The organism is Acinetobacter venetianus RAG-1 = CIP 110063, from assembly GCF_000368585.1.
Classification (GTDB): domain Bacteria; phylum Pseudomonadota; class Gammaproteobacteria; order Pseudomonadales; family Moraxellaceae; genus Acinetobacter; species Acinetobacter venetianus.
Genome location: NZ_KB849557.1, coordinates 309534 through 325515 on the forward strand (window position 1 = coordinate 309534; position 15982 = coordinate 325515).

21 protein-coding genes are annotated in these 15982 nt (G+C 38.4%); 12 read left to right on the plus strand and 9 right to left on the minus strand.

Annotation, left to right across the window (positions count from 1 at the left end):
• Nucleotides 1–79 precede the first annotated feature (79 nt).
• From ndk to F959_RS02975, 8 genes are all read right to left on the minus strand, one after another.
• Nucleotides 80–511: a nucleoside-diphosphate kinase gene (gene ndk / locus F959_RS02940; RefSeq protein ID WP_003654870.1), complete on the minus strand. Its 432-nt coding sequence runs from the start codon at nucleotides 509–511 to the stop codon at nucleotides 80–82.
• Between the two features lie 108 nt (nucleotides 512–619).
• Entirely contained in the window at nucleotides 620–820 is a 201-nt protein-coding gene (iscX, locus tag F959_RS02945) for a Fe-S cluster assembly protein IscX (protein ID WP_004877416.1), read from the minus strand.
• Nucleotides 821–916: 96 nt separating this feature from the next.
• Nucleotides 917–1468, minus strand: coding sequence for a phosphatase PAP2 family protein (locus F959_RS02950; RefSeq protein ID WP_004877418.1), 552 nt, complete (start codon nucleotides 1466–1468; stop codon nucleotides 917–919).
• A gap of 25 nt (nucleotides 1469–1493) precedes the next feature.
• On the minus strand, nucleotides 1494–2810 hold the full coding sequence (locus F959_RS02955) for a glycosyltransferase family 4 protein (protein WP_017196673.1): 1317 nt from the start codon (nucleotides 2808–2810) through the stop codon (nucleotides 1494–1496).
• A 127-nt stretch (nucleotides 2811–2937) separates the two neighbouring features.
• Nucleotides 2938–3777: a symmetrical bis(5'-nucleosyl)-tetraphosphatase gene (locus F959_RS02960; protein ID WP_004877420.1), complete on the minus strand. Its 840-nt coding sequence runs from the start codon at nucleotides 3775–3777 to the stop codon at nucleotides 2938–2940.
• The gene (gene rsmA / locus F959_RS02965; RefSeq protein WP_004877421.1) at nucleotides 3777–4589 is read right to left on the minus strand and encodes a 16S rRNA (adenine(1518)-N(6)/adenine(1519)-N(6))-dimethyltransferase RsmA; all 813 of its coding nucleotides are present in this window, start codon (nucleotides 4587–4589) and stop codon (nucleotides 3777–3779) included. The genes F959_RS02960 and rsmA overlap by 1 nt, the downstream gene beginning before the upstream one ends.
• Before the next feature lie 40 nt (nucleotides 4590–4629).
• Nucleotides 4630–5616 (minus strand): 4-hydroxythreonine-4-phosphate dehydrogenase PdxA, encoded by a 987-nt coding sequence (pdxA, locus tag F959_RS02970; protein WP_004877423.1) that lies wholly within the window; start codon nucleotides 5614–5616, stop codon nucleotides 4630–4632.
• An 83-nt stretch (nucleotides 5617–5699) separates the two neighbouring features.
• Nucleotides 5700–6350 (minus strand): hypothetical protein, encoded by a 651-nt coding sequence (locus F959_RS02975; protein ID WP_004877424.1) that lies wholly within the window; start codon nucleotides 6348–6350, stop codon nucleotides 5700–5702.
• Between the two features lie 260 nt (nucleotides 6351–6610).
• Here F959_RS02975 and rplM point away from each other — a divergent pair, with 260 nt between their 5' ends.
• Nucleotides 6611–7039, plus strand: a complete 429-nt coding sequence (gene rplM / locus F959_RS02980; RefSeq protein WP_004877426.1) for a 50S ribosomal protein L13 — start codon at nucleotides 6611–6613, stop codon at nucleotides 7037–7039.
• Nucleotides 7040–7051: 12 nt separating this feature from the next.
• Nucleotides 7052–7438 carry a 30S ribosomal protein S9 gene (rpsI, locus tag F959_RS02985; RefSeq protein WP_004877427.1) on the plus strand — a complete coding sequence of 129 codons (387 nt, stop codon included), beginning with the start codon at nucleotides 7052–7054 and terminating at the stop codon, nucleotides 7436–7438.
• A 58-nt stretch (nucleotides 7439–7496) separates the two neighbouring features.
• On the opposite strand, the gene F959_RS02990 is transcribed toward rpsI, so the two are convergent.
• Nucleotides 7497–7898, minus strand: a complete 402-nt coding sequence (locus F959_RS02990; RefSeq protein ID WP_004877430.1) for a hypothetical protein — start codon at nucleotides 7896–7898, stop codon at nucleotides 7497–7499.
• Nucleotides 7899–8023: 125 nt separating this feature from the next.
• Between F959_RS02990 and F959_RS02995 the strand changes: the two genes are divergently transcribed.
• The 10 genes from F959_RS02995 (at nucleotide 8024) to F959_RS03040 (ending at nucleotide 15973) form a co-directional block, all read left to right on the plus strand.
• The gene (locus F959_RS02995; RefSeq protein ID WP_004877431.1) at nucleotides 8024–8683 is read left to right on the plus strand and encodes a glutathione S-transferase N-terminal domain-containing protein; all 660 of its coding nucleotides are present in this window, start codon (nucleotides 8024–8026) and stop codon (nucleotides 8681–8683) included.
• A gap of 14 nt (nucleotides 8684–8697) precedes the next feature.
• A complete protein-coding gene (locus F959_RS03000; protein WP_004877433.1) occupies nucleotides 8698–9123 on the plus strand; it encodes a ClpXP protease specificity-enhancing factor in 426 nt (141 codons plus the stop codon).
• 21 nt (nucleotides 9124–9144) lie between these two features.
• Nucleotides 9145–9804, plus strand: coding sequence for a hypothetical protein (locus tag F959_RS03005; RefSeq protein ID WP_004877434.1), 660 nt, complete (start codon nucleotides 9145–9147; stop codon nucleotides 9802–9804).
• 386 nt (nucleotides 9805–10190) lie between these two features.
• Nucleotides 10191–10550: a roadblock/LC7 domain-containing protein gene (locus F959_RS03010; RefSeq protein WP_004877436.1), complete on the plus strand. Its 360-nt coding sequence runs from the start codon at nucleotides 10191–10193 to the stop codon at nucleotides 10548–10550.
• Between the two features lie 166 nt (nucleotides 10551–10716).
• Nucleotides 10717–11688 (plus strand): hypothetical protein, encoded by a 972-nt coding sequence (locus tag F959_RS03015; protein ID WP_004877438.1) that lies wholly within the window; start codon nucleotides 10717–10719, stop codon nucleotides 11686–11688.
• 8 nt (nucleotides 11689–11696) lie between these two features.
• On the plus strand, nucleotides 11697–12239 hold the full coding sequence (locus F959_RS03020) for a GTP-binding protein (RefSeq protein WP_004877440.1): 543 nt from the start codon (nucleotides 11697–11699) through the stop codon (nucleotides 12237–12239).
• 23 nt (nucleotides 12240–12262) lie between these two features.
• Complete coding sequence (locus F959_RS03025) at nucleotides 12263–12682, plus strand: roadblock/LC7 domain-containing protein (RefSeq protein ID WP_004877442.1); 420 nt, start codon at nucleotides 12263–12265, stop codon at nucleotides 12680–12682.
• A gap of 409 nt (nucleotides 12683–13091) precedes the next feature.
• Nucleotides 13092–14438 (plus strand): sphingomyelin phosphodiesterase, encoded by a 1347-nt coding sequence (locus F959_RS03030; protein ID WP_004877444.1) that lies wholly within the window; start codon nucleotides 13092–13094, stop codon nucleotides 14436–14438.
• Nucleotides 14439–14453: 15 nt separating this feature from the next.
• Complete coding sequence (locus tag F959_RS03035; protein WP_004877446.1) at nucleotides 14454–15383, plus strand: lipase secretion chaperone; 930 nt, start codon at nucleotides 14454–14456, stop codon at nucleotides 15381–15383.
• Nucleotides 15384–15505: 122 nt separating this feature from the next.
• The gene (locus F959_RS03040; RefSeq protein WP_004877448.1) at nucleotides 15506–15973 is read left to right on the plus strand and encodes a hypothetical protein; all 468 of its coding nucleotides are present in this window, start codon (nucleotides 15506–15508) and stop codon (nucleotides 15971–15973) included.
• Nucleotides 15974–15982 lie beyond the last annotated feature (9 nt).

Here is a 15982-nt window from a genome sequence, read left to right on the forward strand (position 1 = left end):
ATTACTTACACAACTCAATCTATAGAAAACAAAAAACCAGATAAGCAGTATACCACTTATCTGGTTCGAATGCTTTGGATTAACGAGTGCGTGGGCAGATCTCGTTATCAGCAAAGAAGTAAGCGATTTCACGCTCAGCTGAAGCAACTGAGTCAGAACCGTGAGCAGCATTTTCGTCGATGCTTACAGCGAAGTCAGCGCGGATTGTACCTGGAGCAGCTTCTTTAGGGTTAGTAGCACCTAAGATTTCGCGGTGAGCAAGAACTGCATTTTCACCTTCAAGAACAGATACAACAACTGGACCTGAAGTCATGAAAGCAACTAAATCACCAAAGAAACCACGTTCTTTGTGCTCTGCATAGAAACCTTCAGCATCAGCTTGAGAAAGGTGTTTCATTTTAGTTGCAACGATTTTTAAGCCAGCTTTTTCAAAACGAGCAAAAATATCACCGATGTGGTTTTTAGAAACTGCATCAGGTTTAACGATAGATAAAGTACGTTCAATCGCCATGATTGACTCCTATTATGGTGTAAACTAAAAAAATTTGCCGCATTATACCGATGTCATCGCCAATAATCAGCTTGAATCTGTAAAAGTTCAGCGATTTCTGATGAATTTTTATCGAACTTCATCCAGCCATGCCATTTGGATTGCTTCTAGCAAACCTTCAGTTGACTTATTAGGATCATCATTAAATTCAGGTAAAGCACAAACCCATGCGTGTAAATCTGTGAAACGAATCCACTGTGGATCAACATCTGGATGTGCTTCTACGAGTTCAATTGCAATATCAATCGTATCAGTCCAACGTAAGCCCATATGACAACCTGAATAAATATTTGAGATTGGAGCTACTTTAACAAAACATACGCTTGAAAAAATAGTTTTCTGTTGAGAAATTCACAACCCGATTACTCACAAAACAATGTTAAAGCTTGGTGCTAAGAGAATAATACTACTTGCAACTGTCGCACCGATTGTCGCACCGACGATCACATCACTTGGGTAGTGAAGTCCTAATACCATTCTTGATAATGCAACCAACACTGTAAATGGCAACATCAATATCAGCAAAATTGGCTGTATATAACCTAAAGTAATTGTCACCATAACTGCGTGCAAAGTGTGACCTGACGGAAAGCTAAAATGATCCAAAGGTCGCTCACCTAGGACTATCACTTGATGAACTTGATAAGGTCTTGGTCGTGTTGTTTTGTGTTTTAGATATTTGTATATCAGCGTACCAACCGACCCTGCGACAATTAGATATAAGATTTGAAGACCATATGCCAAGCCTTGTAAAGCCCAAACGGACAACAACATGACATACCAAAATGGCCCATCGCCCAAACGACTAATCGTTTTAAAAAATAAGGCGATACGTTGAGAATGTGAGAGATGGTTAAGGTATACACACCCTTTTAAATCTAAATCTAGTATTTTTATTTTTGCATTTTGAAGATTCATATTTTTTCTCCTTTCTGAGGATACTTTAGGTAGAGGTCATGGGAGACTCCTTTGCTACCTGATAAAGTGCTTGTTCTAATTGTTGTACGGGCAACTGCCAGCTATTTTCTTGTACGGTTTCGCTCGCCAGCAATCCCATTTGTCTTAGTTTTGGAAGTGCTGGTAAATGACAAATGGATTGGATTAAATCGGATGTATGTCCAAGCGGACTCAACCATCCTGTTACTTCTTGTTTTACATATTGATGCGCACAAACATAATCATATGCCACGACAGGCAGACCACTCGCTATTGCTTCTAAAACGACATTTCCAAAAGTGTCAGCCTGACTTGCAAAGGTAAATACATCTGCACTCGCATATGCTTCAGAAAGCGCTTGCCCACTCAAACTACCAGTGAAAATAACGTCTTTCGAGCTTGTTAACTTTCCTAAACGGACTCGATCTGGCCCTTCACCAACAATCACAAATTTAACATTTTCACCCTGTTGTGCTTGCAGCGCATGAAAACTCTTAATCAATACATCCACTTCTTTTTCAGGAGATAATCGCCCCACATATAGCATGACACGGGTATCAGTGTCGGCACCCCACTGTTGTCTTAGCGTTTGCGAGCGATGTTGCGGAGAAAACTTATTGGTATCTACCCCACGCCCAACAATGACTAAAGGACAAGTCACACCAAAACCACGTAAGGCTTGTTCCGTATATTGACTTGGAACACAAGTTACATCCGTACTGTTATGAAACCATGTTAAATAGCGCTGAATCGGTTTTACCAAAAAAGCCAAATCAAAGAAACGACTAAAATCATGGAATGCTGAATGGAATCCGCTTGAGACTGCAATTTTCTTTGACTTCGCCGCTTGGAGTGCCGTCAGACCCAATGGCCCTTCTGTCACAATATGCACAACATCTGGTGAAAAGCGTTCAAAAGCTTTAGATACTTTAATGTACTGCGGCCAGCCAAACTGCACACTCGGATACTTAGGGATTGGCTGTGACATGACCAAACATTCCTGATCAGGATGAAATTCAGTACATGCTGCTTTTTGAATTGGACGGACTAATAAGATTTTATGTCCAAGGCGTTGTAACCCTTGGCAAAGCTGCATCATTGATAAGGCAACACCATTTATTTCAGGCGGCCATGTTTCAGTCACAATTGCAATTTTTAAACGGGGACGTACGAGTTCTTCAAGCTCAGAAAACTCATTTTGCTTATTTTTAAGCTGTTTCCTTTTGAAGTAGAATTTAAAACTATCTGGAAACTGATCTTGCTTTAATAAAGATGTCGCGTATGTACTTTGCATATCGCCATCCATTTGTGTCGTTATTTTCATGCTTTACAGCTTATAAATAATTTTTGACACTTTAATGATCAGTGTATGACAGTTTTTTGACAGTCTTAAAATAAAAAATGCCCAACCTCACCATGAAATTAGACATTCAAACCATATCGTCAGATAATCAACTCAAAGGATTATCCACCGCAAACATGTGTTGATCTTCCAAACGGAACGCCATCAATTGCTGCCCCCAAACACAGCCACCATCAACATTTTGAATTTGAGAATTAATAGTCTTGCCCTGTAAAGCAGCCCAATGCCCAAAAATTAATTGATGGGTATGTGCTGCCAGACTTTCAAACTCAAACCAAGGCTGGAAACCTACTGGCATCGGTGCATCAAGCGCATCTTTAAAACCAAACTCCAAACGCCCTTTAGCATCAGTTAAACGCATACGGGTTAAATAGTTGGTAATACAACGCAATCGTGCCATTCCTGTCAGTTGATCTGACCAAAGATCAGGTTGTTCACCGTACATTTCAGCAAGAAAAGTATCCAAAACAGTTAGATCGTCATGCCCAACAATCTGCTGTACTTCGCTTGCCAACTGAATTGTTTGCTCAGCATCCCAAATACATGGAACACCCGCGTGTGTAATTAGCATTTTAGCATTTGGACTTAAACTTAAAGGTTGTTTACGTAACCAATCAATCAGTTCATCACCATCTATAGCATCAATAATATCTTGCGTACCATCTTTCTCTTTTGCTTTTTTAAAACCACGCGCACATGCAATCAAGGTTAGGTCATGATTACCCAATACGGTTGAGGCAGCACCACGATCAGCTAACTTTTTTACAAAGCGTAAAGCACCTACAGAATTCTCTCCACGCGCAACCAAATCACCAGCGAACCACAAAAAATCTTGATCAGGATCAAAACGGATTTCTTTTAGCAATGCTTTCAGTGCTTCAAAACAGCCTTGCACATCGCCAATAACATAATTATAGCGTTTAGACATTAAGCCACCATTTGATCCGACAATGCGACAAAATCGGCTAAACTCAAGGTTTCAGGGCGAGCCATTGGATCGACACCAGCTTTTTCAAAACCATCTTCCGCCAACATTCCCTTTAAACTATTACGTAAGGTTTTACGACGTTGGGTAAATACATGCCCCACTAACCGTGCCAATGCTTTTTCATCTTTTGCAACGATTGGCTTAGTTTCATAAGGTTCTAAACGGAACACAGCAGATGTTACTTTCGGCGGAGGGTTAAATGAACCGGGCGGCACTTCGAATAAGAACGTTGGCTTACAGAAGTATTGGATCATCACTGATAAGCGGCCATATTCTTTAGTGTTTGGCGTTGCAGTAATACGATCAACCACTTCTTTTTGCAACATGAAGTGCATATCTTTCACTTTGTCTCCAAACTCCAAGAGGTGAAACAATAACGGAGTTGAAATGTTATATGGCAAATTCCCAACGACGCGAAGCGGACGACCCTCTTGAAAAAGTTGAGTAAAGTCATATTTCAAAGCATCTGCTTCAACAATCGTCAAACGTTCAGGATGAGGTACACGCCCCGGTAAACCAGCTGCTAAATCGCGATCCAGCTCAACAACAGTCAATGCATCACACTCACCAATTAAAGGCGATGTTAACGCAGCCAAACCTGGACCAATTTCTACAATATTTTCGCCGGCACGCGGATTCACTGAGCGTACAATTTTGGCAATCACACGTTGGTCATGTAAAAAGTTTTGACCAAAACGTTTTCGAGCCTGATGCCCTTCATCTTTAGGGTTTAGGGCATTAATTTGATACATATATTTATACTCAAAATTTCAGATTTAACTCTCCCCTCTTTTACGCAGAGGGATTTGGGGAGATTCGAGCTAAATCAAGTGCTAAATCTACTGCCACATGCAAACTCGATGCTTTTGCTTGTCCAGTGCCTGCAAGAGAAAGTGCTGTACCGTGATCGACAGATGTACGAATAAATGGTAAGCCTAAGGTAATGTTGACTGCTTCACCAAAGCCTTGTGATTTTAACACAGGTAAACCTTGATCGTGATACATCGCTAAAACAGCGTCCGCATCTTTCAGATTTTCTGGCGTAAATAGAGTATCTGCGGGTAAGCTCAGACTCATTTCAATACCTTGATCGCGATAAGTTTCCAAAGCTGGATTGATCACATCAATTTCTTCACGCCCTAAATAGCCATCTTCACCCGCATGTGGATTCAAACCACAGACTAAAATACGAGGTGCGGCTATTTTAAATTTTGTTTTTAGATCATGAATTAAAATATCAATCACTTGCTTTAGGCGCTCTTTGGTAATTGCATCTGGTACATCGCGTAAAGGCAAATGAGTCGTCACTAATGCAACACGTAAAGTTTTAGTTGCCAACATCATCACCACACGATCAACACCAGCAAACTCTTGGTAATATTCAGTATGACCACTAAAGCGAATACCAGCATCATTGATAATTGACTTTTGCACAGGTGCTGTCGCAACCCCAACACTCTTTCCAGTCATCGCATAATCAGCAGAACGTCGTAATTGTTCTAATACATAAGCCGAATTAGCCGAATCCAATTGACCTAGAACAACTGAGTTTTTCAAAGGTACATGTTCTACAAATAGTTGCCCTTTTAAACTCGATTGCACTTGCCCACCATATGGGACAATCTCAACATTTAAATTCAACTGATTAATACGCTGCTCTAGCATTTTTATATCAGCGAGAATAACTACTGGGCGTTCATCTACACGATCCGCCAAACTCAGACAGATATCTGGACCAATTCCCGTAGGTTCACCTGAAGTCACATATAAAGGAAGCATAGAAACAGCCAATCATCTAGATTTCAATATAGTGTAGCGAAAATCTAAATGTAGCTATAGTATTCCTTTGAAAAACATCTTCGCTACGGCATTGTAGACTTCGGTAAATTTTCAGGCACTAAGTTGGAAGGTACAAAATTTGGTGATCTTGACCAAGGATTAATCTTTTGCTGTGTCTTTTTATGCTCAGGACGAGCAACAGTTGCAGACTCATCTTTTTTCTCTACGACAACGACACTACTACTAGGTCTATCGATAACCACAACACTACTACTCACTTTTTCAGCGATTGGATTTACGACTGTTTCCTTTTTCTCAACAACAGCAATTGGTTGCTCTTTCTTTTCAACTGGCGATGAAGCAACCACACCACTTGCAGGACTCACATAAGGTTGAGCAGCAAGGACACCTTGCTTAACAATTGTTTGCGTCGTTGGTTTCGGTGCTTGAGATGCTGTGCCACTTGATGTGTCTTGAAGATTCATCGGATCCACAGGGATTTCAATCGCTTTCATTTCATTCGTAACAGCCATCATCGGGTCGATATGTTCATCCCCACGACTTTCGATAACTTCAAGCTTTCGGCTGGTACCTTCTTTTGGCTGGAATTCAGAGTAGTTCGTAACACTGGTTTGATCTACCCATTTATAAAGTCGTCGAGCATTTGTCTGTGCTGAACAAACACCGACTAATAGTGCAACTACAACAATTTTTGTAGAAAACGACAACTCCATCAAATTCCCCATAAAAACAAATAAATAATTCTATTTTTTAATTACTTGGTATAAAAATAATAGGGTAAATCCTATACACTCACAAGATAAATAATCATGATTTCCATCCACGCTTGTTGTTTACAAAATCAGTCACATTGCAGCAAAATATGACATCTTGATGGAATTGTTCTTGTGCCCTTTTATAAATTCATATAGAATTCGGTCTCCTTTTGTTTGGGCGATTCCTTGCTCAAACCAACTATAATAGGTAGTGGTTAATGAAAACTCTCAGCGCTAAGCCTGCTGAAGTTCAACACGACTGGTACGTTGTTGATGCTTCAGGCAAAACTTTAGGTCGTCTTGCGACTGAAATCGCTCGTCGTTTACGCGGTAAGCACAAAACATCTTATACTCCTCACGTTGACACTGGTGACTACATCGTTGTGATCAATGCTGAACAAGTTCAAGTGACTGGTAACAAATCACTTGATAAAAAATACTATCGCCACACTGGTTTCCCTGGTGGTATTCGCGAAACTAATTTTGAAAAATTAGTTGAGCACAAACCAGAAGAAATCTTCCAACGTGCTGTAAAAGGTATGTTGCCAAAAGGTCCTCTTGGTTATGCGATGATCAAGAAGATGAAAGTGTACGCTGGTAGCGAGCATCCTCATACTGCTCAACAGCCACAAGTTTTGGACATCTAAGGGATACAGCACATGGCTACTAACTATGGTACAGGTCGCCGTAAGACCGCAACTGCACGTGTTTTCTTATCAGCTGGTACAGGCAAACTCGTAATTAACAATCGTACTTTAGAGCAATATTTCGGTCGTGAAACTGCTCGTATGGTTGTGCGTCAGCCTTTAGAGCTTTTAGAAGCAACTGAAAAATATGACCTTTACATCACTGTTAAAGGTGGTGGTATGGGTGGTCAAGCTGGCGCTATCCGTCACGGTATTACTCGTGCATTGATCGCTGCTGACGAAACTTTAAAACCTGCTCTTCGTCAAGCTGGTTTCGTTACTCGTGACGCTCGTGAAGTTGAACGTAAGAAACTTGGTTTACGTAAAGCTCGTAAACGTCCTCAATTCTCTAAACGTTAATCGCTTTACGAATTGGACAAAAAACCTCGGATATTTCCGAGGTTTTTTTATTTGCCGATTATTTCTTCTTAGAACAATCCATAACAGCATCACCTGTAGAATACTCTGTCACAAGACAACCATCTTGCATATAAGTCTTAGTTTCGCGTGTCGAAAACGGATAGTCTTCTGGGATTGGTGCATTACATGGCTGATCAGTCTTTTCATTTACCATTTTGATCGGCCCATCATTATAAATCGTCACTTTACATCCCTTGACCACGTACTCACTTTTGATACCACCGTAATCTTGCACCTCATTACAAGCATCAGCACTCTGATCATCACAAGAATCCGCCGCAATTGAGATTTGCACATCATTTTCAGATCGAACATCAACTGCTGATCCTTGATTAGACACACTTGCACAACTGCTCAGCAATAACATACTCGACAAGATCATCAAGCCATAATATTTCATTTAATTTTTCTCTCTTTGAATTTATTGAATATTAGATTTATTTGAATCATCATATTCTTAAGCTTTAAGTGATTTCCAACGTTAATTTTAGTATTCTAAACAGTCAATCATAATTTTTCGGATTTATGTCTTTAGAAAATCCCCCAAGCCCTGTTCAAGGCATCACATTGTATAGTCATGCCGATGATTTCCGTTCGCACTGGATTCGTTTTTTGCTTGCTGAAAAACAAATCAAATACCATCTGATTCTCACAGACCATGAAGATGAGGATTTGGCTGATCTCAATCCATACAATCAGTTGCCAATGTTAATTGAGCAAAATCTAAAGCTATTTTCTCCGAATGTGATTGCAGAATACTTAGATGACCGCTATCGCCAGAATAAACTTTATGCCGATGCTCCTATGGCAAGAGCAGAACAAAGACAGTATATTTGGCGTTTTGAACAAGACTGGTTCAAGCTTGCAGACAGTATGCTTCGACATGCAGATACATTAGATTTAACTCAAAAGCAAAAAGCGCAAAAAGAATTAAGAGATACGCTGATTTCATTGACTCCACTATTTCAACACTTTCCCTTTTTTATGTCTGAAACCTTTTCAATTTTGGACTGTATGTTAGCCCCGATCTTCTTGCGCTTAAAAAGCATGGGAATCGAGTTACCACAACAACACTGTCGACCTATTTTCTTGTATTGTCATCGTATCTTTAGCCGACCTTCTTTCATTAAATCAATGACAGCTCAAGAAAAAAACAGCTACAATGAATTCATTTCAACGATTTAACAAGTTTATAAATTATGTCTGAGCAAATCACTTTTTCTCCAACACGCCCGTATCTTGCTCGTGCCATTTATGAATGGATTTGCGATAACCAACTAACACCATATTTATTAGTTGACGCGACTCAGCCGAATACTGAAGTTCCTCAACAATTTGTGAAAGATGGTCAAATCGTTTTAAATTTAGCTCCTCATGCAATTCATCAATTACACATGAGTAATGATGCAATTACTTTTTCAGCGCGTTTTGGTGGTGTAGCCAAAGAAATTTATGTGCCAATTCGAGCAGTTCTCGGTATTTATGCACGTGAAAATGGTCAAGGATTATTTTTCGATCCAAGTGAATATGAAGATATTCAAGAGCAACCAATTACGCAAACAGATGAAACTAAACAAGAGGCGGAACCGAGCAAGAAGAAGCCGTCTTTAAGAATCTTAGATTAAAAATAAAAGAGGACGTCCGAGATGGCATTTGACTTAGTTCAGTATTTTTCTGAACAAATTAAAATTCAAAAACCGCAACTTTTTAGCACACACTCGCCCAAAGAGAAGTGTGCATTTGTTGATGAAGTCAATGCGCTGACATTAGGTCAGTTAATTAGTCTTTGGAAACAAAATCCACAAAAGCTATATCAAGAAATTAAAGCGACTGATCCGCTTTATATTCAAGAAATTGCACGCCATCTAACAACCTCTGCAAAGAACCAATCGAAATTAACTGCATCAGAGCAAGAATCCAGTATTTCTGAGATTGTGAGCTTACAGTTCAATGAATTAAATCAGTTGGATCAGACAGGTAACTTTGGTCAAACAGGCTTAGCAGAGTTGTTATTAGGACAAGTTGAACATCTTTCTGGCCAAGCAGAAGATTGGGTTTGGTCGACCAATCAGCTCACTGAGCTCATCGGTTCCAAACCAATCGAACAAGAAGAAATCTCTTTAGAAGCAACCATGCAGGAGTTCAATCAAATGGTTAATCAAGCACAGCCTAACGTTCATCACGCAGAAGAACTTGACGTTGAACAACCAAGTATCCCAGGCTGGTCTTACCTGCTTTCCCCAATCGTTGCATTGGTCATTTTGCTGTCACTCTATTGCTCATATAGTCAATTAATCGGGCATTAATTTATTAAAGACGATGATAGGAAAAGTACAAATGCTTTTTCTATCATACACTTATAATATTTTTAAATTTATTTAAATATTAGTTCAAAACATTTTAACAAAAAATATTTTACATTTATTTACAATCAAAAACCCTACTTAAAATAAAATATTACTGTGAATAAAATCACAGAAAATTAAAAATAATATCCCCACTTTCCACTTTAAAACGTTTTATTGACAAAAATTGTCAATTAATAGCACTGCTGTGATTTTAATTATTTTCAAACATGATTGATTTAATAAAAGAGTTTCCTATAATGAAATTAACTGCTTTTGAAGAATAATCTAAAACAAAAGTAGGGAATATAAATTCATAAACAAGATGTATTAGTAGAGATAATATCATGGCTAAAATTTCATTAGAAAGCTTGACAAATATTGATGGTTTCGTTGCAGCAGCGTTAGTAGACACAGAAAGCGGTTTGGCGCTGGCAACACAAGGTGGGGGTGCAATCGACTTAGAATTAGCAGCTGCAGGTAATACCGAGGTTATTCGAGCAAAACGCCGTGTTGCCAACTCATTGAAACTCAACGATGACATCGAAGATATCCTGATTACACTTGGTAAGGCATATCACTTAATCCGTCCATTAGAAAGCAATGGCAATCTGTTTCTCTACCTCGTTTTAGACCGTACTAAATCTAACCTAGCGATGGCTCGCCACGAACTTAAAACTTTCGAGAAAGAATTAGACTTTGCTTAATTAATTTTGCAGAATCTTTAATATATTAGACTTCTTGTATATATTTTAATTTTATTTATTTGACCAGTAAGTAAATTTAAAATAATACAAGCAGTCTATTATTAGTCTTTAGTATTAAGACTAAAGTTGTGCAGTCCAATGTTTTATAAAATATTAAAGTGATACTATGAATGGACATTGCATTAATATCGCAATTTCAGGTATAAGTTTAAAAGTTTCAGATGAATTAAAAATAGAACTTAGAAAAACAATACCGAATGAATTTGGAATTAACTGGATTAATATTGCCGATCCAAATATAGACTTATTATTAATAAACGAAAATTTTTTTGATACCGAAGGTATCCAACGTATTATCGAAGAAAAAAAATTACCATGCTTAAAAGTTTCTAAAGCTCAAGGTGCTTGCAACATTGAGGAAAACAACACACTTTATTTGCCATTCCAACAAACCGATGCTTTAAAAAACTGGATTCATCTTCGACTGCTTAGCTATTTGTCACATCAACAATCACAACAACCTAAAGTAAAAGAAGAGGTTTCGACACATCATGTTGTAAATGAGAAATTTCTTAACGACATGTTAAATCCTGAGAATGCTCGGCTACATCTTTTTGATGATCATGGCACGCTAGCAATTATTGATACACGCAGCCAAATTGCTTGGTTGGAGCCGACGAGAACACAAACTCAAACCAATCATAGCTTCAATTACAGCTTTGCAACGACCTCTGACTTTACCAAAGTGTCTCGTAAGGTTGAGTACGACCTACAAGATTGGTTATGGAATCTTTTTTGGCATTCTTTGGAGTTTCAGCAACTCGCTCCTAGCGAAAATGAATGCTTTAAAATCGAATATTGGCCACAGCCCGCTCAAAGTGCTGATCGCAAAACAACACTTTTACTCGCAGCATGTTTTATACAAGGAGCTCAACTCTCTCAAGTCGCAACTCAATTAAAACTTCCTATTCAAACGGTTCAACAATTTATTGCTGCCTGTATTGCATCCAATAACGGCGGTATTATTTCAGCATCAGACAGCCATTATTTAAAATCAGAAACAGATGAACAATCCGCTGAACAAAACGGCTTTTTAAATAAATTTTTCGGCAAAATCAGACGCCGATTTGGGCTTTAAGGAATTCTATGATTCTCCAACAATATAAAATCGTATTTGCAGGAAGCATGGGTGCAGGTAAAACTGAAGCAATTAAATCTCTCTCTGAAATTCCTGTACTTGCGACCGAAGCATTCAATACAGATAGTCAGGCTCATAATAAAATGCAAACTACAGTCGGCATTGATTATGGTGAAATTACATTAGACGATGGTGCAAAAATAGGATTGTATGGCACGCCTGGACAAGCGCGTTTCGACTTTATTTGGCCAGTAATTTGCCAAGGAGCACTCGGTGCAATTATTCTAGTTGATCATAACAGTACAGTTCCTCTCGAAGAACTCGAAGGATATTTAGATACATTTAAAGACTATACAAAAAATATCTCGATTGGTATCACTCATGTAGATGAGAACAAAGGGCAACCTATTTCAATTTATCGAGATTGGTTGATCCAAAACGACTACCAATACCCTTTATTTTTTATTGATGCTAGAAAACAAGAACACATTTTGCTGATGGTTGAATCACTTATTGCAGCACTTGAAGTGAATCTCAGAGCAACAAATTAATTACTTTATAAAAGAGAAAAATTATGTTCAGCATTCCGAGTCAACAACGTACAGCGCCAACTGAACTTATTCAATTGGCTAAAGCTCAAGCCAATGAGGTCATCACCAATATCCGTGGGATTGATTATATTATGCTCTGCTCGACCGATGGATTTGAGCTGACTTCTATCTATAAGAAGAATCCATACAATAGTACTAAACTCGCTGCGGTAAGTAGCTCTATTTTGGCGATGGTAAGCGCGTTTTTAAATGAAATCCAGCTGACTGGCTGCCAGAGCATTACGTTAGATGCTGAGAATGGAAAAGCAATTTTAACATCCATCCCCGCCCCACATCATCCAATGGTAATGGTAACACTCAGCAATAAAGATGTTTTACTCGGTCAATTACTTTACAGCTTAAAGCAAGCAAGTGCTGCAATTGTCGCTGCTGATCAAACATAACACTTTTTTCTTTATTATTAAGAACCGACAGTGGTCAAGGCTGTCGGTTTTTTCATTCTTGCTCGTTATAAAAGTTCTTTTCAATTTTCTGTAATAACACTACTTTTCATAAAATTTAAAACAAAAGATTGATAAACTCACACCCCAGTAATTTTCATTTAAGAAAATTATTGAGTATTTTTTTTCTTTAAAAAAGATACAAAAGCAAAATAAATCACAATAATAGTAAAAAACAATAATTATTAAGCAATTAGTTCAGATGAGTGGTCAAAAATTTACATGAATCAGAAACAAATTTTCACTAATATAAATTTCGAACAAATAACAATCATCATTTTTTCAATAATGAATATTTTATAACTTTGATTGTTCTTTGTTCGTAGACTTTATGCACTATGGAGAGAGAAAAATGAAGCTGAAGAGCTTAAAACTAGGCGCAGGGGTAGCGTTAATGGTGAGTGGTTTTGCAATGCAAGATGCGCTCGCTGATTCTTATGTTTTTGTCACAAATACCACACCACAAACTGTATCAATACAAGTAAACCATACAGGGACCGACATTTTAGAACAGGGAAATGAATGGGCTCAAGAAGCCACTCAAATTGCACCTTATGAGACTAAACGTGTTCTTCGTATGAACCGTTATACAGGTTTAAAGTCAGGTAAAACTTATAATTTTGATACTGTAGTCACAAGTGGTAATTCACAAGTGACACTAAAACAAACCATGACTGGCACTTGGTCTGGCAGCTCAATTAAACATGGCATCCAAACAGCATCTACAACTTCTCCTTGGTATTCTGATCGTGATGTACATCGTATCAATACCAACTATGCTGGCTTATCAGCTCAAGCTGCTGTAAAGGCTGAATACACAGGTGGTTATGATGATTTCCATTACACGATCCACCAAAATACTGTACAAGAACCAGTCTCTGCGAGTGCAGATGAATTAAAGGTATTGACGTATAACATTTACGCTTTACCAATGGTTGCGAGTAAAATTAGTGAGCGTTTAGCAGAGCTTCCAAATCATCTAAGTGGTTATGATGTGATTATGATGCAAGAAGCATTTGCCTCTTCTCGTACGGGTATGTTAAATCAACTTGCACAACAGTATCCATATCAAACACATATCCCTGTAGGTTCAGGCTATAACCTATTTGATAGCGGTTTAGTTATCGTGAGCCGATATCCTATTGTGAAAACAGCACAATTTATTTACCCAGATTGTACTGGAACAGACTGTTTTGCAGACAAAGGCGTGCTATATGCTGAAATCATTAAAAATGGTAAGGCGTACCATGTGACTTCAACGCATACCGCATCGTTTGATACGGATGAAGCTCGTGCGCTACGTCAAGTTCAATTCCAGCAAATTCGCCAACTTGTAAATCAGCAAAATGTTCCAAGTTTTGACGCTGTATTGATGGGTGGTGACTTCAACGTCAATAAATTGTTATGGCCTCAAGACTATCAAAATATGTTGATGAACCTCAATGCAACCGCAGCTCCAAGCACAGGTTATACGGCATCAACTTTTGATCCTCGTGTCAATAAATTGGCTGGTGCAGCAGGTTCAGGTGGTACAGCTGTCGAATACCTCGATTATATCGTTGCTTCAAATACACATCGTCAACCGATCCAATCACGCAATGATGTTCGTATTTTACGTACGACTGCTGATCCACTTTATATGACTTGGGATTTATCAGACCACTTCCCTGTAATGGGACAATTTAATTACAGTCCTTAAACTTCGGAAAACGGTATGAACAAAAGACTATTACTGACAATAATTATTGTTTTAGTGGTCTTGGTCGGGGTTGTAGTTTGGAAGAGCACCGCCTCTTCCGCTGCAATCCAGCAAACCAAATCCACAATAGCTTCTACAGATTCATCACAACATTCAATGAATGAGACGATGCAAAATAAAACTCAGGATGAGCTTCTTCAAGAATCTTTATCAAAACAATTACATCTGTTGCAGCAACAACCAGGAAATATCACTCAGTTCTTAACTGATTTTCAAGCAAGCTGTAAAGTTCAGGATTGCAATGCTGCGCTTGCCAAAGCTTTAGCCAATTATCCTGATCAAAAATTTGCGCATTTAGTTGAAAATTTATTACAGCGTATGCCGCAATATGAACAGCAAATGCAAAGTACAGTTCTCTCAACAAGCTTATCGCCTAAGGAACGCTTTAATCAGATCTGGAAACTAAGAGAACAAACCTTAGGACAAGCCGAAGCCAAACTTGGTTTTGGACAAGAACGTCAATATGCAGATTACCGATTTGCTTACAATGACTTGGTAAATAATTCGAGCCTTAGCACGGAACAACGTCTTAAAGCCTTTGATGAATTACAGCAACAATATCCAGATGCAGTTCAACAGGAAAGTAAAATTGGCATATATGAACAAGCGTTACGTTTGCTCCATCAAAACTCAAGTAATCCTGCTGAAACAGAACGATTAAAGCAGACTTTACAAGAGCGTTATTTAACCAAACAAGAACAGGTTGATATGCAACTTAAAGAACAACGTGAAGGTCAACAGCAGCAAAAAGTTGATCAATATCAACAAGCATTAAAACAATTACAGCAAGATATGGAGCCATTAAAGACTCAGCTTTCAAGCACTGAATGGCAACAGCAATATGAAACACGATTAGAAAATTTAAGACTGAAAATGTTTCCTTAGCTTTCGCGCCATCCAGCGACTTGGGTGGCGACTATTTCACCATATTCCATTTTTTCCTATACTGCTAACATTTGAAAAATTAGCTTGTGATATCCCATCACCTCTTTTTGGAAATCAATGGAATGAATTACCCCAAATTTCAACATGACTTAAATATCGCATTAGAATCAGAAATCTTAGGTGAATTGATTTTTATTAATGCAGCAAAACATTGTCGTGATAAGGAGCAACAACATAGGTGGCAAGTTTTGGCCCAATTAGAAACTCAAACCTTATACAAATTACAGCAATTTCTGATTCAAAATAATCAAACAGCAAAAATCCGACCACATATTAGATTACAAGCCAAGGCCTCTGGTATTGCGATGGCAAAACTTCCTTGGAAAGTTGCAATGCATTTGCTTAAACAGGGTACAAAACCTTTTATGCAAACTTTTGAGCGAATGAATCAACATGCGGATACTCAAACTCAAGTGTTTCTTCAATATTTACTAGCGCATGAGCAAGCTCTAGCAGAGTTTGCAACTCAAGAATTAAAAGGTAACTCCAGCAACTCCTTAAAAGCAGTAGAAAAGCTATTAAAAAGCTAGGTCTAGCCT